The organism is Maritimimonas sp. 2405UD52-3 (genome assembly GCF_056591715.1).
The window spans coordinates 352216-375787 of sequence record NZ_JBWQOL010000001.1; the positions used below are offsets into that span (position 1 = coordinate 352216).

The window sequence follows — 23572 nt, forward strand, 5'->3', positions numbered from 1 at the left end:
TAAATCATTTATCCTTAAATTAGCAACCCCTTTATTTATAAGCTTTTATGAGGAAATCGATTCTTTATTTTGTAGTTGCCATATTTTCTTTTGCTCTGCTAGTATTAATTTCAAAGTCATATCATAAAGATGATTATGTAACGCTCAGAAAACAACATCTTGATTTATATGACAATCACCCTTTTCAGGAAAAACTAAAATTAACTAAGGAACAAAGAAAAGCCATTGGAATACCACCTAATAAATATTTTGAGCAGCAATATTTACTAGAAATGAATCCTAGGACAGGTAGACCGGAGTTTGAAAAAAAGTTTGCAATACAAGAATCCCTATTAAAGAAGGTCCGTTTAAAAAATGTACCTGGAACAGATACCAATGCATGGGTAGAGCGAGGCCCGGATAATGTGCCCGGTAGAACAAGGGCTATATTATTTGATCCTAATGACCCTTCAAACAGACGTGTATTTTCCGGCGGAGTAAGTGGAGGTTTATGGGTGAATAATAATATTACAAATCAAAACTCTGGCTGGACACGAGTTGGCATTCCTGAAAACCTTGCGGTTTCTAGTATTACTGCTGATCCTAATGATTCAAATATCATGTATTTGGGTACAGGGGAATCATATGTACAAGGACAAGTGAATGGCAATGGTATCTGGAAATCCACCAATGGTGGTACAACTTGGTCTAGAGTTTTTGGCCAAGATCAAGGGACAGCTTTTTTCAATGGAGGAGCAAATGTAACTATTAATAGTCCGGGAAATATAGCAGGTGATATTACTGCAGTAGTCGCTTCTTTTGGGCCAAATTTTGTAAATCAAATTACAGGCAATCTGGTATTAGTAAATGATGGAACAGGAGCGCCAACGGAAGGATGTAACTCTTTAGTAAATGGTTCAGCTATTAATGGAAATATTGCGGTTATAGAAAGGGGTACATGCAATTTTACTGTGAAAGTGAAAAATGCACAAGATCAGGGGGCTATAGCCGTCATAATGATTAATAATGTGGCGGGAAATCCATTTGCCATGGCTGGGACTGACAATACCATTACTATTCCATCTTTAATGATCTCTAGAAATGAGGGAGTTGCTATTTTAGACATCATAGATTCTCAAACAATCAATGCAACTTTAGCCGAAGAGACTACCAATTTACCTATAGGTGTTACGTTGGTGCCAGGTATTTTTCATGTAAATGATATTGTAACAAGAAATAATGGAGGTACAACGGAAATATACGCGGCGGTGGCGGATGCTATCTATCAAGAAGCGCCTGGAACGCTTTTAGGTCAGGGTAGTGAATATGGTTTATATAGATCAATAAATGGAGGCACTTCTTGGACTAGAATTAACTTACCCAATACCCCTGGTGGAAACCCTTATGAACCTAATGATATAGAAATAGGCCCTGATAATACTATTTGGTTATCAACTACCAATAATTCTAGTTTTGGCGATGGAGGAGGCAGAATTTTTTCTTCTTCTAGCGGAGTATCTTTTGTTGAAAGACATGTCATTTCAGGAGCAAGTAGAACAGAAATAGAAGTTTCTTCTACTAATGCGAATAAGGTATATGCGTTAGCTCAACAGAGCCCTATTACTATTATTAGAACCTCAGACGGATTTGGCTCTACCGAGACATTGGCACTTCCAGATGACGCAGACAATGGCATTGACCCTGATGATTTTACCAGAGGGCAAGCCTTTTATGATCTTATGCTGGAGGCTGATCCTAATAATGATGATATAGTATACGTTGGCGGAATCGATATTTTTAGAAGTTCAACTGGAGGTGTTGGAACACCTTCTGAAGCTTGGACACAGATATCAAAATGGTCTAACAACCCAAATCTAAATACTTTGGATGTTCCGTTTGTGCATGCAGATATTCATGAAATGGCTTTTGACCCTTCTGATTCTGATAGAGCCATCATTGCAACAGACGGAGGAGTCTACTATGCTAATTCATTAGAAGCAGATGGAATTTCAGCATCGTCAGCTATATTTAGCAGCTTTAATGATCACAATACGACACAATTCTATTGGGGTGCCATAGGTCAAAATGTATCAAATGACCAATTATTAGGTGGTTCTCAAGATAATGGCACAAATTTTATTGATGGAGCTTCTCCGAATATTAATGGTTGGGATGAAATTTTTGGAGGAGATGGGGGCTATTGCTTTATAGATAAAGATGGTCAATATTTAATCGTTTCATTACCATTTAATAGTTATAGAAGGTTTAATATGCCAATAACTCCTTCGAGTACCGCATCTACTATTGTATCTAATAGTGATGAAGGCGCATTTATAAATCCAGCTGAATTGGATGATAATTTGGATATTTTATATACAAACGGATCTTCTAATACTGCTATTCAAATTGCGCGCTTTGAAGATATAACAGCAAGCCCTTCAAGAACAGATCTATCAAATAATTTACTTACAAGACCTCCAACTGTATTGAAGGTTTCGCCTTTTACTTTAAGTAGCACAACACTTTTTGTAGGAACCGACTCAGGTACGTTGTTAAAGGTTGAAAATGCAGACACAAATCCGATTTGGTCAGATGTTTCAGGGCCGGAATTTTTAGGAAGCATTTCAGCAATCAATTTTGGAGCTAATGAAAATGAAATTATAGTGACGTTTCATAATTATGGAGTTACAAATATTTGGTACACCGAAGATGGAGGAACTACCTGGCAAAATAAGGAGGGAGATTTCCCTGATATTCCCGTAAAGGCGGTGATGATGAATCCTTTGTTAAATGATGAAGTCATTATAGGTACGGATTTAGGTATATGGAGAACCGGAAATTTTAAAAACTCCAGTCCTAATTGGGAGCAATCACAAAACGGTATGCAAAACGTAAAAGTCACCAGTTTTGATTTAAGAACAGCTGATAATACTTTGCTAGCAAGCACCTATGGTAGAGGAATGTTCACAGGTATATTTACTGATGTAGCATTAAGTGTTGAAGAAATTGCCTCTAATGATAATAGAATACAATTGTACCCTAATCCTTCTAACGGAGTTGTAACATTAAACTCTACCATTGATTTTGGCAAAGCTCAAATAGCAGTCTACGATTTAAACGGAAGAAGAGTCTATTCTAAAACCAAAGATGTCTTTGGAAAACAGGAATTAGATGTTTCTAAACTTTCAAAAGGGCTTTATATTTTAAGAGTAGAAGGCGAGAAGTACGGATATGATAAAAAATTCTTTGTGCAATAAAATAACATGAATATTTTTATAAGTACGTCACTTCGAGTGATCCGAAATGTGCGGATTGTATCGAGAAGTAAATTCTTCAATTCATTCTCATAGTGCTTATTAAAAGTTAAATGCCACACCTATACCTAAAAGCTGCTTTAATTGTAGCCTGGGCCCCAGAATTTCTAAAGTGCCATCTCCGTTAGTGTCTTCTTTAAATTTAATATCGTCGTCGTAAATTAGGTGAGCACTCAAATTTGCGCGCATCCATTTATTGATAATAAAATTGAAAGCAATATCCCATTGAACGTCTGTATTTCCAAAATTTTGTAAGTAATCAGAATACAGGCTAATGTCATTTTTCATAATAACATTTTTAATGAGTTCAGTATCCCAAGAACTTCGTATTAAGAATCCAAATTCATTTCTTGATTTTTTCCCAGGATCTACACCAAAAGCGCCTTCATCAGAAAGACGTTCATCAAATACCAAAGTTGATTTTAGTGTAATAGGCGATAAATAGATATAAAACTGTTTCTTTTTCAGATCATACTGAGCGCCAGCTCCCAAGAAAAGATAGGCAGGAGCAAACAATCTTGAAATAGGTGTATCTGTATCAGGATAACTATATCCATCGGTAAACTGCGTATTAAAATTGAACTTAATAGAATAATACCAATTTGAGACGGAATCTGTTCTGTAACCAAACGTAGAGTTTATCTGCAATTTATCATCTGTTTTTCGCAACTCTTGATCTTCCTGGCTGTTTAAACCGTATCGTGCTAAAATCTCGTTTTTCCAGAGCATGTAGACTTTTTTATAATCCCTGTAAAAGGAAACCTTAACAAGCCCAGAAATAGAGTTATTACCACCGGCATTCCAATTCACAAAAGCTGCTTCACTGATATCAAAAGCAAAGTTGTTTTTATAAGACCACCATACCGGATCAGCGGCTTTTTTTAAGGTATCAATAGCTGAAAGTTGAACAGCATTTAAAATTTCGAGCGTGTCTATAGCTAAGTTACTTTTAGCGCTTATATATTTCGCTTTTTTTGGTACCGGAATATAAGAAGTGTCTTTGCTGATGTCACTTACAAATGGTCTGTACTTAGGATTATACCGTAGAGAATTTGACGAAGAATCAAATTGCGAGATATAAAAAGGACGCGCTAGAGAGTCTAGTTTAAATAAAAGAGAGTCAACGGCGCTAAATGATGCTTTAGGATATACTTTTGGAAATTGAATAGGTTCAATTTGTATGCTTGTCTGCAATGAATCAATACCCTTAATAGGGGGGGTTATTTTCTCTTGCGAATAGCCTACAACATATGAAAAACTCAAAAGTATAAAGATCAAAAACTCCTTCATACAAACAATTTTAAAGCTGCGAATGTATAACTTTAACAATTTCATCAGTGCTTAAACCTATCAGATCAAACAATTCTTCTGTAGATCCATGTTCAATAAACTGGTCAGGTACTCCTAATCTTTTAATGCTTATATGGTAATTGTACTCTTGCGAAAATTCCAGAATGGCACTTCCAAATCCACCTATTATGGTGCCATTTTCAATAGTTAAAATACGATCAAATGTATTAAAAATTGTATGAAGTAGTTCTTTATCTAAAGGTTTTACAAAACGCATATTATAATGTGCGATCTTTTCCTTCTCAGAGATATTTTTGCAAATTTCTTGAATTCTGTTTCCAATATGGCCAATAGTTAATATTGCTAACGTATTACCTTCTTTGATACATTCTCCTTTTCCTATCTCTACTATTTCAAATGGTTGTTGCCAATTTTTGGTAACACCTCGCCCACGAGGATAACGAATGGCAATAGGCTGATCTAAACCTAGTTGAGCGGTATACATCATATTTCTAAGCTCCACTTCATTCATAGGAGCACAAACAATTAAATTAGGAATACACCGTAAATAGGCCAAATCAAAAACGCCATGGTGCGTAGCACCATCTTGCCCAACGATACCTGCCCTATCCAGACAGAAGATAACAGGTAAATTTTGTAGTGCTACATCATGGATTACCTGATCATAGGCGCGTTGTAAAAATGTAGAATAGATATTACAAAATGCAATCATGCCTTGGGTAGCTAACCCGGCAGCAAATGTCACCGCATGCTGCTCAGCAATACCTACATCAAAAGCTCTCTCAGGAATTTCTTCTAACATAAATTTTAATGAGCTGCCTGTTGGCATAGCGGGTGTGATACCCACAATTTTTTCATTTTGTTTTGCAAGCTGTACCAAGGTTAAGCCAAAAACATCCTGGTATTTTGGTGGCAAATCAGAAGATACTTTTGGTACTAACTCACCCGTTTTTGCATCAAACTTCCCTGGGGCGTGGTATTTTACCTGATCTTTTTCTGCTTTCTGAAGCCCTTTTCCTTTGGTAGTAATGATATGTAAAAACTTTGGACCTTTTATTTTTTTGAGCCTGATTAATTCTGTTACTAAAGCATTTAAATCATGCCCATCTATAGGCCCTGAATAATCAAAATTCAAGGCTTCAATAATATTGTGCTTTCGTACGCGCTTATCTTTTTTAATATTGGTCAGATATTCCTTAAGAGCGCCTACACTAGGGTCTATACCCATGGCATTGTCATTTAAAATTATCAGTATATTGGCATCGGTTACGCCAGCATGATTGAGTCCTTCAAAGGCCATACCACTTGCTATGGACGCATCACCAATAATAGCAATATGATGTTTTTCTTTTTTCCCTTTTAGAGCTGAGGCTATAGCCATTCCCAACGTAGCCGAAATAGAAGTTGATGAATGTCCAACACCAAAAGCATCATAGTCACTTTCACTTCTTTTTGGGAAACCAGAAATGCCGCCCAACTGTCTGTTTGTTTCAAAAATTTCTTTACGACCAGTCAAAATTTTATGCCCATATGCCTGGTGGCCAACATCCCAAACTAATAGGTCTTTAGGCGTGTCAAATACATAATGCAAAGCAATGGTCAATTCTACCACACCTAAACTTGCACCCAAATGACCTTCCTTGGCAGCCACAATATTGATGATAAATTCACGTAATTCCTCTGCCAACTGAGGTAACTTTTCAACTGAAAGTTTCCGTAAATCTTTAGGGTAGCTTATATGGTCTAATAATTTTTTGGGCATAAACAGAAGGTAAAAATACTTCTTTTTAGAATGATTTAAAGCAGCTCCATATCTCTTATATGTAATTCACGTCATTTTTACTGCTATTCGCGACATTTTTTTTTACAACATGTTGATTATAGGTATTTTAGAGATCAAATGATAAATTATATACAATGAAAATAAAAGTTATTAAAATCTTACTTTTCTGCTTAGTTCCACTAATGAATTATGCTCAGAACTCGGTGGAAAGATCTAAAAAAATTACGGAACAATTAAAAAGTGAGGGAATACTTTTTAGTTATGATAAAATGGTTGAATTTCATAAGCAAAGAAATGATGACATTCTTCTAAAAATCAATGAAAGAACAAAAAAGGATTCTCTCTTTTTTAACTCTGAAAAAAATATAGATCATGTGGCTCTTATGTTAAAATTACTTTCCAAAACCAAAAAAATTGACAATCAATTAAATGTTTTAAAAACATTTAGTGAACAAGGATTTTATTCAAATTTTGACAATATCGATTGTGATGAAGGGCCTTATCAAATTGTTGTTGTTTATCAGAACAATTGGAGAATAGCTTCAGATAGCCTTCAAAAACTACAGGCGATTACTACTATTTACCCAATAAAAAGTATCAACGAGAGTATAGGTTTAATTAAAGAAACCTATAGCGATATTGATAAAACTAGTATTGAAGAGACAGTACCTATTGATGTAGATGTTATAAAAAAATATATTTCTGCTCGAAATGGAGCTATACCAAGAAATTCTTTAAAAATTATTGATATCTCAAAAGAAGTAAGAAAACTAGAAAATCTAATAATCTCTCACTTATCAAATTTGCCTCAAATAGAAACATTAACCTTAAAATAATATTTATTATGAAAACTAAAACTGTAAAGTTCTTGCTGCTGGTATTGATGGTATCCAATACTGCAAGCGCACAAATTAACCCCCTAGAAATTATAGATAAAATTGCTGGAACCTTGCTCCCAAATGTAGTCGAAGGTGTGAAAGACATTAGTAGTTCAAAAAGAAAAGATAAAGATGAAGCTGCCAAAAAAATGGAAGAAGATTATAAAAAGAAATTAGAAGAAACGATTAAAAAATCCAAAAATGAATTGGTTGCTCAATTTGCAAGAGATATTGAATATCTCGAGGCGATAAATCAAGTGCAACTCAGGATTGAACGTGTTGGAAATGATGTCGGAAGACTTTCAATCTTCAAGGATATTCAATTTATAAGTACCTTAAGAGACCGAAATGCTGTAAAAGTTAAAAACGAAATTGTAAGAAAATTTCAAAATGCGTTTGAACAGGTTTATGGAAATAAATCTTCATTAATGGCTCTAAGGGAAAGTATAGGTTCTAATAATATTCCATCAAGTGGTAAGGCAGCTGTTTATATTGGGAGTATAATATCAAAACTTGAAGAAATTAATGCTTCCTATAATGATTGCCCAAAATTGAATAACTTAGAAACGACAAATAAAGCAAAAGCAAGTACTAATGCCTGCTTAGATGCTATTAAGTCAATCTCATTTGACATTGCGACGCTTGAAGCTCAAGTAGAAAACTTGAACATCGAAGTCGCCGCAATGCTAAGGGCTTATATTTTACAATTCAAACTAATTCGTAATTCAGTAAATAAATAAAATTGTTATGAAAAATAAAAATTTAATACTAGTAGTAATAATTGTTGGTATGTTTATAGTAATTCTAACGATGCTATTTAAAATTAATCACGATATGAAGAACTACTGTAAAGATGATACGGACACTCCTGAACCATGTATTCCAGCCGAAGTTCCAAACTATTTAAGTTTGGTAAAAGCTGTTCTTTACTATAAAATAGATGACAGTTGTAATTTTCAAACATTGCGTTATCAGTTTTGTGATTCAATTTTATCTTTTACAGCTTTAGGTAGATTCAATGCTGATAAGCTAGCTTCTGGAAAATACCAGATTAATTCTTTGGAAACAAAATTAATAAGCCGTTCAGGTAGTCCAATTAAAATATCTAGAGTCTCTTTAAATAAAGAATCGAATGAAGATAAAGTGATTTTTAGACTTGAAATTAAAGAGGGCGAAACGGGTGATAATACCGATTATGTTTATGGTCGCAATCTTAACGAAAAATCAATATTAGTAAATAACGGCGCAGAAATGATCTTTGAAGTGGTTGATAAGACCGAATCTCAAATTTTGGAATCATGTGCTCAAGTTTACAACAATGATTATAACTTATCAGAGAAAATAGATAGTGGTGGCTATGAGTGTGATGGTGTTGTGATTGTATCTAGCAACCCATAGAATTCAATAGAAAATTTGAGAAATTATTTATTCATAAGCTTATATTTTTTTATAATATCGATAAATAGTCAAAACTATGTTGACTTGGTGAATCATGCGCTGAAGATGAATGAATACGAAAAAGCAAGTTTATATACTAAAAAAGTAGAAAATAAAGAAATAAGAAACCTTTTTAAGTATCAAATAACTTATTATTCAAATGGAGTTCAAAATAAATTGGATACGCTTCTCAATTTTGATAATATTAATAATGCAAAAGATTCGATAGTATATTATTATTTATTTGCAGATGCCTTATCAATTAATAAAAAATTTAAGAACAATAAGAAAATCTTTCAATTTTATTTTGACAGTTATAAAAAAGCTTCTATAGCAAAGGATTCTACTCTAATTAATGAAAGTTTAAGACGTTTAATTTCTCATATTAATTTCAGAGTAAAAGATACTATCGTTTCTGAAAAATACCTAGAAGAATTTGATAAATATAAAATAGACGAGGCTGATAATTTTTGGTATACTTATCAAACAATAAAACACCATTTCATATTAAAGGATAATAAATTGAAATGTAATTCGCTGGATAGTGCTCAAGTAAAGTTCTTTAAGAAGGATACGCTGAATTTTTTATTTAAGAAATTATTTTCACATTCAAAGAATAACCGATTTCACAGAGCAATCTATTTTCAGATCCTTGGGGTGTATCAGGCTGATTGGTTAAATGACTATAAAAATGCGAATTTTAATAATTTAAAAGCAAAAACTATATATGTATCATTACCATTTTGGCATGCTAAATTTAAAACAGAAGCTGTTGACTATAATACTGCGATTAATTACTATAAAAGTGGAGAGCCGAAAAAGGCAATTCCTTTTTTTATTAAAGATTTAAATAGAAATAAAGAAAAAGTGTTAATAATGTATACTCATGAGTGGTTGTATAAATGTTATGAAGACTTAAATCGATATGATAGTGCACATTTTTATTTTAAAGAAATGATACGTGTCAAAGATTTGTTAGATCAGAAAGCACATGCGAGACAGATAATGGGAATTGAAAAAAAATACAATTTAAAAGTAAAAGAGAAGGAACTGGAAGAATTATCAAAAGATAATCAAGAAAAAGAAAATATTATAAATTTCGTAATTCCCATTCTAGGTATTCTGAGTTTAATATTGTTTTTAACATATTTTCTTTATGAAAGATATAAAAAGAAGAGTGATAAATTAGAAAGAGAACAATCTCAAACCCTTCAAAAACTAGATGAACTCAAAAATATTGTGATTAAAAACCATATCATTCTAAAGGATAAAACCAAAGTTTATATTTCTGACCTGCTGTATATTAAATCGGATGATCATTATCTCAATGTTTTTTTAAGTGATGGTAAAAACCATTTTGTAAGAGGTAGATTGAGTCAAATCAAACAAGAATTACCTCCTAACTTTATACAATGTCATCGCTCGTACATTGTGAATTCTAATTTTATCAAGCAGGTTAATAGTACTTCACTTACGTTACTAAATAAAACACAAATACCTTTATCACGTTCGTATAAAAACAAATTTTGATAGCTTTGCTTTTCGTAATTTAGTGAATGGTAAATCCTTTTGATGATAATTACTTTATGAAACGCGCTTTGCAAGAGGCAGAATATGCTTTTGAAAAAAATGAAGTACCTATAGGAGCGGTTATAGTGATAAAAGACAAGATTATTGCCAGAGCACATAATCTTACAGAACAATTGAATGATGTTACTGCACATGCTGAAATGCAGGCGTTTACAGCAGCAGCGGATTACCTGGGAGGAAAATACCTAAAAGACTGTACTTTATATGTAACCTTAGAGCCTTGCCAAATGTGCGCGGGTGCCAGTTACTGGACGCAAATAGGAAAAGTTGTTTTTGGAGCGCATGATCCGCAACGGGGGTTTCAGCATTACAAAACACAATTACATCCTAAAACGAAAGTAGTTGGTGGAATTTTAGAAAAAGAATGTAGTGAGTTGCTGACTCGTTTTTTTATTCAAAAACGAAATCTAAATTGACTTGTCATTCTGAACCCGAGATTTCGGGTGAAGAATCTTATAGTCGATTGTTTAGAAATTTCCAATCAGGATTAAATTCTGATATTAACTTTTCCTTTTTTATTCGTAGCCAATCTTTTATTTGTTTTTCTCTTTTTATAGCAAGTTCAATTTCAGAAAAATGTTTGTAATAAATTAGATAGAAGCCTTTATATTTAGACTGGCACTTTCTTTGTGGAATCGAATTCGATTTGCTAAATCATTCGTAACTCCTGTATATAAAACGGTTTTATTTTTATTAGTAAGGATATAGACATAGTAATTATGAGTTCCTTTCGTTTTCATTTCATGAGATTCTTCATTTCGCTATGCTTCATTCAGAATGACATTAAACCATTTTATCCTCATCTATCTTAAACGGATTTTTCTTATTAGGATCTAGCACATACTTCTTATACTTACCTTGCTGATATCTGTGATAAATAAATAGTGGCATCAAAATAAATGACAGAAAAAGAATATCAATACCAATTACAACATCTGCTTTTTCATGATGTACACTATATTTTAGGTAAAATCCAAATACTAAGACTCCTAAAAATAAAAAGAAAAGTATTTTTAACAGTAACTTCATTTTATTGATTCATAAATACAAAAACGAAACTACTAAATTTATAACATTAAAATCTTAAAATGAAGTTATACCTACTTTTAGTTGTATTTTTATTTCAGGGTTGTGATCAGTTATCTCAAAAGAACATGAAATCTAAAAAAGTTGTTATCGCGCATCGCGGAGCCTCAGGTTATTTACCTGAGCATACTTTGGCTTCCAAGGCTATGGCCTATGCCATGAATCCTGATTATATTGAACAAGATGTTGTGCTAAGTAAAGATGATATACCTATGGTAATCCATGATATTTATTTAGAGGATGTGACGGATGTTTCAGAAAAATTTACGGATAGAAAACGAGAAGATGGACGTTATTATGTAATTGATTTCACTTTTCAAGAACTGAAACAACTTAAGATGACAGAGCGTTTTGATCCTGAATCGGGAAGACAAGTATACCCTAAACGTTTTCCAAAAGGAAAAAGTAGTTTTCAACTACATTCGTTACAAGAGGAAATAGAATTAATTCAAGGATTAAATCAAAGTGCTGGGAACTCTATTGGTATTTATCCGGAGATCAAAGAACCTGCTTTTCATCAAAAGGAAGGCAAGGATATTTCAAAGATAATACTCAAGATTCTAGCGCATTATGGTTATACAACAAAAGTAGATAAGTGCATTTTGCAATGTTTTGATTCTAGAGAATTGAAGCGAATACGCAAAGAATTTAATTCCAATTTATTTTTAGTTCAGCTCATAGAGTCAAAAAAAGAAGAGCAACTATTTGAAGAGTTTAGTACGTATGCTGACGGAATTGGTCCTTGGTACAAGGAAGTATCACCAAAATTTATATTTGATGCTCAATCAAAAGGTTTAAAAGTACATGGCTATACTTTCAGAGCAGATGATCTCGATGAATTTGATGATTTTAATGCTTTACTGAATTATGGTTTCAATGAATTAAATCTAGACGGCGTTTTTACGGATCACCCAGATAAAGCAGTCATTTTTTTGAATAAATAAAATAAGAGTATGGAAGTTAAATATGACAAAATAGGAGTTGGTTATAATGAAACAAGAAAAGCGGATCCTTATTTAACCAATAGGCTTTTACATCATTTAAATCCCGTTGAAGGGCATTTATATCTTGATATAGGTTGTGGAACGGGAAATTATACAGATGTACTTTCATCAAAAGGGTACAGCTTTGTTGGGATTGATCCCTCTCAAGAAATGCTTGAGAAAGCGCAATTGAAGAATGACATAATTGAATGGAAACTTGGCACTGCTGAGGAAACAGGATTAAGCAATGAATCGGTTGATGGGATTATGGCAAGTTTAACAATTCATCACTGGAAAAACCTTGAGAATGCTTTTAGAGAATTGTATAGAGTTTTAAAACCGCAAAGCAGTATTGTTATTTTTACCTCTACACCAAAACAGATGAAGGGATATTGGCTGAATCATTACTTTCCTAAAATGATGCTCAATTCCATAGAGCAAATGCCCGCATTTAATGACCTGAAATTAGCTCTAACTAATAATGGGTTTTCAATGTGCAAAGAAGAAAAATATTTTATCCAACCAGATTTGCAAGATCTGTTTTTATATGCCGGAAAACATAATCCTGAGTTGTACTTTGATTTTAATGTACGCAGGGGTATTTCATCTTTTTCTTCACTGGCGAATAAAGAAGAAGTAGAGCTTGGTTTGGTGGAAATGAAAAAAGATGTTAAAACGGGAAAAATTAATGAGCTAATAACATCTTATGAAAATGACTTAGGAGATTATTTATTCATAGTTGCTGAAAAGAGCTAAGAGTTAACTTCAATCAATTTATTTCTATAAACAGTCAACATTTTCGATTTTGATATGAAACCATAATATTTTCCATCTTTTACCACGGGTAGGTTCCAGGCTTTACTCTGCTCAAATTTGTCCATTATAGCTTGCATACTATCTTCATTATAAAAAATAATTGCCGGAGCGTTTTCCATTAAATCATTTACAGAGATCACATTATAGAATTTTTGGTCAAACATGATCTTTCTAATATCATCTAACAATAGAATACCAAGAAATTGATTTTTTTCATTCACTACCGGAAAGATATTTCTATTTGATTTTGCCACAGCATTGTTTAATACCTGACCTAATTTCATTCTAGGAAGAATACTCACAAAATTATCTTCAATTACCTTGTCAAGATCCATCATCAATAGAGTATTCTTGTCCTTGTCATGTGTAATTAACTCTCCGCGATCCGCAAGCTCTTTGGCATAAATAGAATGTGACACAAAGTATTTTGTAATAGCAAAAGAAGTAGCTGCCACTAACATTAAAGGGACAAAAAGGTCATAACCTCCAGTGATTTCTGCAATCAAAAAGATAGCAGTTAATGGAGCATGCAATACACCAGCCATTAATCCAGTCATACCAATCAACGTGAAATTGGATTCCGAAACTTCAAAGCCAAGTCCAACATTATTAATCGCCATTGCCAATGCATTTCCAAGGGCACTGCCCATAACCAGTGTAGGGATAAAGATACCACCCACACCGCCGGCAGCAAAAGTAGTAGTCATGGCTACGGCTTTAAAGATGGTAATTCCTATTAATAAAGTAATAACTATCCAGGCATTGTTTAGATCGAGGTTAAAAGGAGTTTCTCCAATAGCAGCTTGTTGGTTTCCTTCAATTAAGTTGTTGATCAGTCCGTAACCTTCTCCAAAAAGTGGCGGAATAAAATAAAGCATGGTACCAATGGCAAAAGCGCCAACCACCAATCTTGCCTTCGCCGATTTAAAACGCTTGAAAAAGTTGATAATGGCAAAGTACATTTTTGAAAAATATACGGAAGCAAAACCGGTACCCACTCCCAGAATCACGTAGAAAAGTATATCCTTAATTTGAAATTTATCGACTAATTCAAAGCGCAGTAATACATCTGTTCCGGTAAAGAAATATGAAGTTACCACCGCTGATACTGATGCTAATAACAATGGTACTAAGGAGGTAAAAGCAATATCAAGACTAAAGACTTCTAAAGCAAAAACCAATGCTGCAATGGGCGCTTTAAACATGGAAGCCATAGCACCAGCAGTAGCACAACCAATCAATAGCATTCTTGTTTTTGAATTCATTCTAAAGAGTTGTGCCACATTAGAGCCAAAAGCAGCTCCTGTACTTACAGCTGGACCTTGTAACCCTACAGACCCACCAAAACCTGCAGTAATTGGTGCGGTGATCAGACTAGTTAAAATATTTGAACTGTGAATGATACCACTTCGTTTTGAAATAGCATATAGTGTGGTAGAAATGCCATGGCCAATCTCCTTTTTAAGTAACTTCTTTTTGATATAATAAACAAGTACTAAACCAATAATCGGTAAGATAAAATAAAGTGAAGCCCTAACGGATTTAAACAGCTGTAAATCTAGAATGGATTGAATGTAATACGTGAAGTTTTTAAGTAATACGGTACCAATTCCAGCTAGGAAACCAACCAAAATACTCAAAACATAGATAAACTGCCTTTCGGGAATGTGCTTATACCTCCAGACTAAAAATCTGTTTAAAATGGCTTTGAGTTTTGACATAGTTGATATAAAAAATCCTGCAAAAGCAGGATTTGAATTTTATAGATCTAATTTTAGATTTAATTCTTTTAATTGTTCATGATCAATAGGAGCTGGTGCATCAATCATTACATCGCGCCCTGAATTGTTTTTTGGGAAGGCGATAAAATCTCGAATGGTTTCTTGCCCTCCTAAAATGGCTACCAATCTATCTAAACCAAAAGCAATGCCACCATGAGGGGGTGCACCATATTCAAAGGCATTCATTAAAAAACCAAACTGTGCTTTGGCTTCCTCAGGGGTGAACCCTAAATGATCAAACATTAATGCTTGGGTTTTTTTATCGTGAATTCTTATAGAACCTCCTCCAATTTCATTTCCATTCAATACCAGGTCATAAGCATTGGCTCGCACTTTTCCCGGATCAGTATCTAATAAGGCAATATCTTCTGATTTAGGAGAGGTAAACGGATGGTGCATGGCATGATAGCGCCTTGTATCTTCATCCCACTCTAACAATGGGAAATCAAGAACCCAAAGCGGTGCAAACTCGTCAGTTTTTCGTAGGCCCAAACGTTCTGCTAACTCCATTCGCAAGGCTGATAACTGAGCACGTACTTTTGAAGTATCACCAGAAAGTACGCAGATCAAATCTCCTTCTTTAGCACCTGTTGCTAATGCCCAATTTGCCAGATCTTCTTGATTGTAGAATTTATCTACAGATGATTTATACGAACCATCTTCATTACAGCGACAATAAACCATACCTAAAGCACCAATTTGAGGGCGCTTTACCCAGTCAATTAACTTGTCAATTTCTTTTCTAGTAAATGAGTTTCCCCCCGGGACGGCAATTGCCACTACCAATTCAGCGTTATTAAATACATTAAAATCTTTGTGCTGAGTTACTTCATTCAGTTCACCGAACTTCATCTCAAAGCGAATATCAGGTTTATCATTTCCATACTTACGTATGGCTTCATCATAACTCATTCTGGGGAAATCACCAATTTCAACACCATTAATTTCCTTTAATAAATGACGTGTCAATCCTTCAAAAGCATTTAAAATATCTTCCTGTTCAACAAAAGCCATTTCGCAGTCAATTTGCGTAAACTCTGGTTGTCTGTCAGCACGTAGATCTTCATCTCTAAAACATTTCACAATTTGAAAATACTTGTCCATGCCACCTACCATTAGCAACTGCTTGAAAGTTTGTGGTGATTGAGGTAGCGCATAAAACTGCCCCTCATTCATGCGGCTTGGCACTACAAAATCACGAGCACCTTCAGGAGTAGATTTGATCAAGTAGGGGGTTTCTACCTCTATAAAGTTTTGATTTGATAAGTAGTTACGAACCTCTTGTGTCACTTTATGGCGAAAGATCAAGCTCTCTTTAACAGGGTTACGACGAATGTCTAAATAGCGATATTGCATACGCAACTCTTCACCACCATCAGTCTCATCTTCTATAGTAAAAGGAGGTGTTATAGATTTGTTTAATATGTTTAATTCGGTAACTAAAACTTCTATTTCACCTGTAGGGATATTCGGATTCTTTGACTGCCGTTCAATAACTTCCCCGGTTACTTGAATTACAAATTCACGTCCTAAAATTTTTGCTTTTTCAAATAGTGATGTATCTGTGCGTTCTTCATCAAGTATCAATTGGGTAATACCATAACGATCACGAAGATCTATCCAGATCATAAAACCTTTATCACGTACTTTTTGCACCCAACCGGACAAGGTTACTTTCTCACCAACGCTTGCTATACGAAGTTCACCATTTGTATGTGTTCTATACATCATTTTCTTTTTAGGATGGGCAAATTTAATGATTAAAGACCTGTTGTAAAAGATAGTTTCTATATTTGTTTTAATGAGCAAACTCTATATAGTGCCCACGCCTATTGGCAACTTAGAAGATATGACCTTTCGAGCTGTCAAGGTATTAAAAGAAGTTGATCTTATCTTGGCAGAAGACACGCGCACTTCTGGAAAACTATTAAAACATTTTGAAATTGAAACGCCTATGCAAAGCCATCATATGCATAATGAACATAAGATGGTCGAAAGACTGGTCGAAAGATTAAAGTCGGGTGAAACAATTGCTTTAATTTCTGACGCAGGAACTCCTGCAATTTCGGACCCAGGGTTTTTATTGACCCGAGCCTGTGTAGAAAATAAGATTGAAGTAGAATGTCTACCAGGCGCTACGGCTTTTGTACCGGCCTTGGTGAATAGTGGCTTACCAAATGATAAGTTTGTTTTTGAAGGCTTTTTACCTGTTAAGAAAGGTAGGCAAACCCGACTAAAGTTACTATCGGAGGAAACCAGAACTATGATCTTTTATGAAAGTCCTCATAAGTTGATCAAAACCTTAGGTCAGTTTGTGGACTATTTTGGTGAGGACCGTCCAATTTCGGTATCACGTGAATTAACCAAGTTGTATGAAGAAACCATAAGAGGCACCGCAAAAGAAGTATTGGCTCATTTTGAGCAGAAATCTCCTAAGGGTGAAATAGTTATTGTTGTTGCTGGTAAGAAGTGACTGTCATTCTGAGCTAAGAGAAGAAACTTATTTTTTTGGAAATTTAGATAAGAATTCTCTCTTTGAAGAGGGAAAGATAGCGGAGCTATCAAGGAGATGTTGTAAAAAAGATACCCTTGAAGTCCCCTCAAGGGGACAATTCATAAGTAACAAAAAAGTAATTGATGCAAAAACTACTATTAGACATAAAAAACTGCACTATCTGTGAAAAACATCTGGCTTTAGGTCCCAGACCAGTGGTGAGGGCACACAAAGATGCACGAGTGGTTATTATTGGTCAAGCACCCGGCACTAAAGTGCATGCTTCAGGAATTCCTTGGGATGATGCAAGTGGTAAACAACTACGCAAATGGATGAATGTGACTGATGAAGAATTTTATGATACTTCTAAGTTTGCTATTATACCAATGGGATTTTGTTATCCCGGTAAAGGAAAATCTGGAGATCTCCCACCTAGAGCAGAATGTGCACCGCAATGGCATCAATCTTTATTTGATGCGATGCCTATTTTAGAGTTCATAATGCTCATTGGTATGTATGCACAGAAATACTACTTAAAAGAAAAAGCTAAGAGAACTTTAACTGAGACAGTGGCAAATTATAAAGAATATTTACCTGAGTATTTTGTGCTACCTCACCCATCGCCAAGAAATCGGTTTTGGCTCACAAAAAATCCTTGGTTTGAAGAAGAAGTTACCTCACATCTTAAAGATATGATTGCAAAATTTAAACATTTATAGGAGGAATAAAAGATTCTTTTTCAAGCATTTGGATTATCCCTCTAATAAGAAAATTATTGGTAAATGAAATATGATATCTTCTAGTATTAAGTCTCTCAGACTCTAGCATCTTTTTTTGCTTCAAATCTCTTATCATTCGAGAGATAGCTGGTGAGAGCTTATTTGGAAAAATCTTTTGTATATCTTGGTTCTGTATACTCTTTTTTTCAACTGCTAGTTTCAATATTTTTAGCTCATCAGGCGTTATATATTTCATTTCAGAGGCATGCTTAAGTGTTGGTAATAGAATTTTACTTTGAAGATAATAGTAATTGGCAAGGTCATCTATTTTTTCAATTTCCTTTTTAAGACCTTGAAGAACATAAATGCACCATTTCTCTATTCCTTTTTTACTGCCATCATCTGCGTAAGATAAATACTCATTATATAAATTTCTATCAAAACAAAATACCGCAGTTGGATTTAAAATCTTTCCCACGCTTACGTTAAAACCTTGATTAATTAACATAGCATAACTCAACAGTCTTCCCGTTCTTCCGTTACCATTTGAGAAAGGGTGAATCCACATAAAGCGATGATGTGCTATGGCAATTTTAAGTAAATCATATTTTGGAGTATGAGAGTTATTAATAAAAATAAATAACTCGTCCATGTATTCTTCTATTTGAGATTTGGTTTGTGGAGGTAAGTGATTAGAACCAGTAATGCTTACAGGCTTATCTCTAAAAATCCCTGGTGTAAAATCGCCTTCTCCTTTTGGAGGAAGCGATAAATTCTTAACAACCATAGAATGAATATCTTTTATAAGAGATTTAGATATTCCTCTTTCAGGAACATATTCCTCTACATATGACATTGCTTCTTCTATATTTTCAATTTCTTGAATTTTTTCATCAACCCCACTTTTTGGACCTTCGATTTTAGTTTCTATAAATTCAGCGATAGTTGTATTATTACCCTCAATGCGAGCGGATCCATGACTTTCAAGCATATGAAAGATTCTTTTCAATTGAAAAAAAATTGGAGGCGGAGTTGTACCCTTTAAACGTTTACTTCGTAAAGATTCTAAGTCTAAAATTAAATCTGTTAATTCAGATTCAAAATCAGGTTGAGGTAATGAAATACTAAAATGAAGAAACCGTGCCATTTATTAACAAAATATTCAATTTATCAAAAAAAAATGTAACAAAATTAAAATCACAAAGTAACAAAAATTTTTGTTATCTACTATAAATAGAGGTGAATAGAATTTAAGTATACAAAAAAAATATAACAAAAATGTAACAAAAATGTAACAGAATAATATAAAAAAAAGTAACAATCAGACATGTTTCCCTTTATTCCAACCATGTTTTCCTAAGTAGTGCTCTCCACTTTCAACCGCACCATCTTCAATGGAAGTCCCCATAGAGTCATTCCAACGGTTGAGGTAACCAAATAAAGCAATAACGCCTAACATTTCTACAATTTCACCTTCATTCCAATGTTCATGCAAGCGTTGTTTGATTTCCTCATCAACCATATTGGGCACACTTGAAGCGGCTAATGAAAAATCTAAGGCTACACGTTCAGCTTCAGAAAAAGCCGGATGTGTTCTATATTCCCATATGTTATCTAATTGTTCTTGCTCTGCGCCATAGCGCTCGGCTGCACGAATGGCGTGTGCTTGACAATATCTACACCCTGTAGCATTACTACTTACCCAAGCAATCATTCTTTTTAATGCCGCAGTTACTCGACCGTGATTAGCCATTACGGCTTTATTCAAATTAATGAACGCCTTTGAGATTTCTGGTCTTCGCTGCATTGTGAGTACCGAATTTGGACAAAAACCTAGTGTTTCATTATAAAAATCAGCTAAGCGTTTTGTCTCAGCATCATGATTGGGGTCTAAAGGATTAACTAAGGGCATATTCTGTGTTTAAAATGAGTTTCCAAAGATATAATTTTAGTACTTTTATTCATATAAAGTGTCATTTTTATGGAACTTATCTTACGTGAGTTTAACCTTAAGCTGGAACATACATTTACAATTTCTCGCGAATCTTTTGATACACAACCCGCTTTGGTGGTTGAATTAAAGTATGGTGGACATTCAGGTTTTGGAGAAGCAACTTCAAACCCTTACTATGGTATTACGGTTTCAAACATGATTAATGATCTAAAAAAAGTTGAAGATCAAATTAAACAGCACAATCAATTGCCGCCGAATGAATTTTGGAGTGTTATGCAACCTTTACTAAAGAATAACACATTTGCTTTATGTGCACTTGATCTTGCCTATAATGACCTATATACCAAAAGGATAGAAAAAAAATTATTTGAATATTGGAAATTTTCAACAGAAAATAATCCTTTAACAAGTTATACCATTGGAATTGATACTATTGAAAAAATGGTAGCGAAACTTAAAGAGAAACCTTGGCCGATTTACAAGATAAAACTCGGCACAAAAGAAGATATTAAAATAGTTTCAGAATTAAGAAAACACACCAATGCTATTTTTAGGGTTGATGCCAACTGTGGGTGGACACCTGAGGAAACTATTCAAAATTCTATTGAATTAAAAGCACTGGGAGTTGAATTTATTGAGCAACCTTTAAAAGCTGATGATTGGGAAGGTCACAAGTTAGCCTACGAAAAATCGGTACTACCCATCATTGCAGATGAGAGTTGTTTAATTGAATCTGATGTTGAGAAATGCCACGGTTTTTTTCAGGGTATTAATGTGAAACTGACCAAATGTGGTGGAGTGACACCGGCGAAACGGATGCTTGAAAAAGCCAGGAGTTTAGGAATGAGAACCATGGTAGGCTGCATGATAGAATCAAGTATTGGTATTTCGGCCATAGCACATTTATTACCTCTGTTAGATTATGTAGATATGGATGGTGCTATTTTACTCAAAGAAGATATTGCAATGGGAGTGACAATTGAAAATGGAGTAATACGTTACAGTGATTTGAATGGAACAGGAGCTTCTTTAAATCATGAGCATGACCGTTGATAGCTTTCCCGACAGGACTGTTGAGATTGAAGGTAAAGAGTATCTATATTTTGGAGGTACTTCATATTTGGGATTGGCTACTCATCCTGATTTTTTGGAAATTGTATCAAGAAATCTACAAAAATGGGGTTCTTTTTATGGTAGTTCTAGAAACGCCAACATTCAACTTTCAATTTACGATAAGTGTGAATCTTTTTTCGCAAATCAAGTGGTTACTGAAGCCAGTGCAATGGTCTCATCAGGAACCTTAGCCGGAAATTTAGTATTACAAAGCTTATCAAAAGAAGATGTTACTTTTTTTCACCATCCAAAGACACATCCAGCGATTCTAGCAAAAAACAGTCAGTTATTATTCAAAGATGGAAGTCTGCATCCACAACTACTGGATCCTAGAAATGAAAAAGTAGTAATTACCTTAGATGCTATTTGTGGTTTGGAAGTGACTCCAACTCCTTTTGATTTCATTGAAGAAATTCCTATAGATAAAAAAATCACCATAGTAGTTGATGAATCACATAGTTTAGGGGTTTTAGGCGAGCAAGGCGAAGGAATTTTATCGTCAATTCCGAAAGAAAGACTGCATCGAATTATTATGATAGCATCTTTAGGAAAAGCGATGAGTTTGGCTTGTGGGGTAATTGCTTCAGACGAGGAATTTATTGATCAGATAAAAAAAGAAGATGACTTTGTATCATCTTCAGGTGCAAATCCTGTGTATTTACAAGCCTATTTAGATGCTCAAAATATATTTAAGAAACGTAGAAATAAACTAAAGCGACACTTAGAATTTATTTCTGACCATTTGGAAATGAAACCATCTCTTATATTTGATCAAAATTATCCGGTAATTTATAGTAATAGCGAGATTGTTTTTACGACTTTACTAAAAGAAAATATTGTAATTACTAGTTTTAAGTATCCCACATATAAAAAGCCAATGAACAGAATAGTGATTACCCCTAATCATACAAAAGAAGATTTAATTAAATTGATAGAAATTTTAAACCATGACAAATAAAGTACGAACTACCTGGCAAGGAGAAATGCAGTTTGAATCAGAGAATCCTGGCGGCCAATTATTTATAAATGATGGGCAAGAACCTAGTAAAGAAGGCTATAGACCAAAAGCTTTAATGCTTTCTGCCTTAGGTGGCTGTACTGGATTAGATGTGGCTTCTTTAATCAAAAAAATGCGTGTTGAAGTTGATGGATTTAATATTGATGTGGAAGGAGAATTAACTGAAGAGCATCCTAAATATTATCATAAGGTTTGGGTAACTTATAATTTTTATGGTAAGAATTTAGACCAAAAAAAACTTCAAAAAATAGTTGACCTTTCCCTAGATAAATATTGTGGAGTAACTGCAATGTTTGAGAAATTTGCTGACCTAGAGATAAAATTTAATTTTATAGAAAATTAGAAGAATTATTGGGTCAAACTTCTAAATAAGCTTTCAAGATCTTCATTTTTTTGTTGCGATTGTAAGAGCTTTAGGCCATTGTCATGAGCAAAATCAAAAATGGCAGGTCTCATATCTTTACTGGTATTAAAACTTAGCTGCCAAGTATTAGCATGTAAGTTGATGACCTTGGTAACTTTTGGCAATTGTTCTAGTAGTTCTTTTTCAACACGCAGATCGAACTCTATTTCCAGCACTTGATCTTTACCACCTTTTAATTCATTAAGCTTTTTGTCGGTAACAATTTTTCCTTTGTTAATAATAATCACTCTATCACAAACAGCTTCTACTTCTTGCATAATATGTGTAGAAAACAACACAGTTTTTGTTTTCCCGATTTCTTTGATGAGGTTTCTGATTTCAACTAATTGATTCGGGTCTAATCCTGTGGTGGGTTCATCTAAAATCAATACTTCAGGGTCATGTAAAAGTGCAACTGCTAATCCTATACGTTGTCGGTACCCCTTTGAGAGTTGTCCTATTTTTTTATGGGCTTCAGGAGTCAACCCTACCTGTTCAATGACCTCTTCAACTCTTACTTTAGGCACTTTATGAATCTGAGCATTAAAAGATATATACTCTTTTATGTACATATCTAAATAAAGTGGATTATGTTCCGGAAGGTAACCAACGGAACTTTTCACTAATTGTTGCTCAGTGGCAACATTATGTCCGTTAACTGTTACTACTCCTTCACTTTGTTGAATATAAGTAGTGATGATTTTCATCATAGTTGATTTTCCGGCACCGTTAGGGCCTAAAAAACCAACGATTTCTCCTGAACCAATAGTAAAGTTAACAGTATCTAAGGCTTTTTGAGCTCCATAGAATTTAGAAACATTTTCAACAGTAATAGACATTTAGATATTTTTGTGAGGCGTCAAAATACTTCGGCTAATTTAAGTACTTTTGAGTTAACAAATTGTCTTAAGAA

Annotated in this window: 22 protein-coding genes; 13 read left to right on the forward strand and 9 right to left on the reverse strand. The window is 34.1% G+C overall.

The genetic code is table 11. The features are described 5' to 3' along the window. The first annotated feature begins 47 nt into the window (after positions 1-47). Complete coding sequence (locus tag AC1EU5_RS01635) at positions 48-3236, forward strand: PA domain-containing protein (RefSeq protein WP_480190601.1); 3189 nt, start codon at positions 48-50, stop codon at positions 3234-3236. A gap of 99 nt (positions 3237-3335) precedes the next feature. Here AC1EU5_RS01635 and AC1EU5_RS01640 read toward each other — a convergent pair whose 3' ends face one another. Next, positions 3336-4583 (reverse strand): DUF3078 domain-containing protein, encoded by a 1248-nt coding sequence (locus tag AC1EU5_RS01640; protein WP_480190602.1) that lies wholly within the window; start codon positions 4581-4583, stop codon positions 3336-3338. 10 nt (positions 4584-4593) lie between these two features. Beyond that, the gene (dxs, locus tag AC1EU5_RS01645; RefSeq protein WP_480190603.1) at positions 4594-6366 is read right to left on the reverse strand and encodes a 1-deoxy-D-xylulose-5-phosphate synthase; all 1773 of its coding nucleotides are present in this window, start codon (positions 6364-6366) and stop codon (positions 4594-4596) included. Positions 6367-6521: 155 nt separating this feature from the next. Here dxs and AC1EU5_RS01650 point away from each other — a divergent pair, with 155 nt between their 5' ends. The 5 genes from AC1EU5_RS01650 (at position 6522) to AC1EU5_RS01670 (ending at position 10708) form a co-directional block, all read left to right on the forward strand. Next, positions 6522-7223 carry a hypothetical protein gene (locus AC1EU5_RS01650; protein WP_480190604.1) on the forward strand — a complete coding sequence of 234 codons (702 nt, stop codon included), beginning with the start codon at positions 6522-6524 and terminating at the stop codon, positions 7221-7223. Positions 7224-7231: 8 nt separating this feature from the next. Continuing rightward, on the forward strand, positions 7232-8005 hold the full coding sequence (locus tag AC1EU5_RS01655) for a hypothetical protein (protein WP_480190605.1): 774 nt from the start codon (positions 7232-7234) through the stop codon (positions 8003-8005). A 94-nt stretch (positions 8006-8099) separates the two neighbouring features. After that, entirely contained in the window at positions 8100-8663 is a 564-nt protein-coding gene (locus AC1EU5_RS01660; protein WP_480190606.1) for a hypothetical protein, read from the forward strand. A gap of 87 nt (positions 8664-8750) precedes the next feature. Continuing rightward, the gene (locus AC1EU5_RS01665) at positions 8751-10232 is read left to right on the forward strand and encodes a LytR/AlgR family response regulator transcription factor (RefSeq protein ID WP_480190607.1); all 1482 of its coding nucleotides are present in this window, start codon (positions 8751-8753) and stop codon (positions 10230-10232) included. 26 nt (positions 10233-10258) lie between these two features. Then, positions 10259-10708: a nucleoside deaminase gene (locus AC1EU5_RS01670; protein WP_480190608.1), complete on the forward strand. Its 450-nt coding sequence runs from the start codon at positions 10259-10261 to the stop codon at positions 10706-10708. Between the two features lie 174 nt (positions 10709-10882). Here AC1EU5_RS01670 and AC1EU5_RS01675 read toward each other — a convergent pair whose 3' ends face one another. Together AC1EU5_RS01675 and AC1EU5_RS01680 are read right to left on the reverse strand one after the other, a co-directional pair. Beyond that, positions 10883-11032 carry a GIY-YIG nuclease family protein gene (locus AC1EU5_RS01675; protein WP_480190609.1) on the reverse strand — a complete coding sequence of 50 codons (150 nt, stop codon included), beginning with the start codon at positions 11030-11032 and terminating at the stop codon, positions 10883-10885. Between the two features lie 43 nt (positions 11033-11075). Then, on the reverse strand, positions 11076-11321 hold the full coding sequence (locus tag AC1EU5_RS01680; RefSeq protein WP_480190610.1) for a hypothetical protein: 246 nt from the start codon (positions 11319-11321) through the stop codon (positions 11076-11078). 59 nt (positions 11322-11380) lie between these two features. Here AC1EU5_RS01680 and glpQ point away from each other — a divergent pair, with 59 nt between their 5' ends. Continuing rightward, positions 11381-12322 (forward strand): glycerophosphodiester phosphodiesterase, encoded by a 942-nt coding sequence (gene glpQ, locus AC1EU5_RS01685; RefSeq protein WP_480190611.1) that lies wholly within the window; start codon positions 11381-11383, stop codon positions 12320-12322. A 9-nt stretch (positions 12323-12331) separates the two neighbouring features. Beyond that, the gene (locus tag AC1EU5_RS01690) at positions 12332-13117 is read left to right on the forward strand and encodes a class I SAM-dependent methyltransferase (RefSeq protein ID WP_480190612.1); all 786 of its coding nucleotides are present in this window, start codon (positions 12332-12334) and stop codon (positions 13115-13117) included. Here AC1EU5_RS01690 and AC1EU5_RS01695 read toward each other — a convergent pair. After that, positions 13114-14898, reverse strand: coding sequence for a chloride channel protein (locus AC1EU5_RS01695; RefSeq protein ID WP_480190613.1), 1785 nt, complete (start codon positions 14896-14898; stop codon positions 13114-13116). The genes AC1EU5_RS01690 and AC1EU5_RS01695 overlap by 4 nt on opposite strands. A 39-nt stretch (positions 14899-14937) precedes the next feature. Beyond that, a complete protein-coding gene (aspS, locus tag AC1EU5_RS01700; protein ID WP_480190614.1) occupies positions 14938-16686 on the reverse strand; it encodes an aspartate--tRNA ligase in 1749 nt (582 codons plus the stop codon). A gap of 73 nt (positions 16687-16759) precedes the next feature. Between aspS and rsmI the strand changes: the two genes are divergently transcribed. Both rsmI and AC1EU5_RS01710 read left to right on the forward strand, forming a co-directional pair. Beyond that, positions 16760-17431 carry a 16S rRNA (cytidine(1402)-2'-O)-methyltransferase gene (rsmI, locus tag AC1EU5_RS01705; RefSeq protein ID WP_480190615.1) on the forward strand — a complete coding sequence of 224 codons (672 nt, stop codon included), beginning with the start codon at positions 16760-16762 and terminating at the stop codon, positions 17429-17431. A gap of 164 nt (positions 17432-17595) precedes the next feature. Next, positions 17596-18171: a uracil-DNA glycosylase family protein gene (locus AC1EU5_RS01710; protein WP_480190616.1), complete on the forward strand. Its 576-nt coding sequence runs from the start codon at positions 17596-17598 to the stop codon at positions 18169-18171. Here the strand turns inward: AC1EU5_RS01710 and AC1EU5_RS01715 are convergent. After that, a complete protein-coding gene (locus AC1EU5_RS01715; RefSeq protein WP_480190617.1) occupies positions 18158-19180 on the reverse strand; it encodes a Fic family protein in 1023 nt (340 codons plus the stop codon). The two genes, AC1EU5_RS01710 and AC1EU5_RS01715, sit on opposite strands and share 14 nt — an antisense overlap. 312 nt (positions 19181-19492) lie before the next feature. Continuing rightward, entirely contained in the window at positions 19493-20083 is a 591-nt protein-coding gene (locus tag AC1EU5_RS01720; protein WP_480190618.1) for a carboxymuconolactone decarboxylase family protein, read from the reverse strand. Between the two features lie 69 nt (positions 20084-20152). On the opposite strand from AC1EU5_RS01720, the gene AC1EU5_RS01725 reads away from it, so the two are divergent. The 3 genes from AC1EU5_RS01725 to AC1EU5_RS01735 are packed head-to-tail and all read left to right on the forward strand — an operon-like array spanning position 20153 to position 22599. Next, positions 20153-21178 (forward strand): dipeptide epimerase, encoded by a 1026-nt coding sequence (locus tag AC1EU5_RS01725; protein WP_480190619.1) that lies wholly within the window; start codon positions 20153-20155, stop codon positions 21176-21178. Continuing rightward, positions 21168-22196, forward strand: a complete 1029-nt coding sequence (locus AC1EU5_RS01730; RefSeq protein WP_480190620.1) for an aminotransferase class I/II-fold pyridoxal phosphate-dependent enzyme — start codon at positions 21168-21170, stop codon at positions 22194-22196. The genes AC1EU5_RS01725 and AC1EU5_RS01730 overlap by 11 nt, the downstream gene beginning before the upstream one ends. After that, positions 22186-22599: an OsmC family protein gene (locus AC1EU5_RS01735; RefSeq protein WP_480190621.1), complete on the forward strand. Its 414-nt coding sequence runs from the start codon at positions 22186-22188 to the stop codon at positions 22597-22599. Before AC1EU5_RS01730 ends, AC1EU5_RS01735 begins: the two co-directional genes overlap by 11 nt. Before the next feature lie 5 nt (positions 22600-22604). On the opposite strand, the gene gldA is transcribed toward AC1EU5_RS01735, so the two are convergent. Next, positions 22605-23498 carry a gliding motility-associated ABC transporter ATP-binding subunit GldA gene (gldA, locus tag AC1EU5_RS01740; protein WP_480190622.1) on the reverse strand — a complete coding sequence of 298 codons (894 nt, stop codon included), beginning with the start codon at positions 23496-23498 and terminating at the stop codon, positions 22605-22607. Positions 23499-23572: the final 74 nt, after the last annotated feature.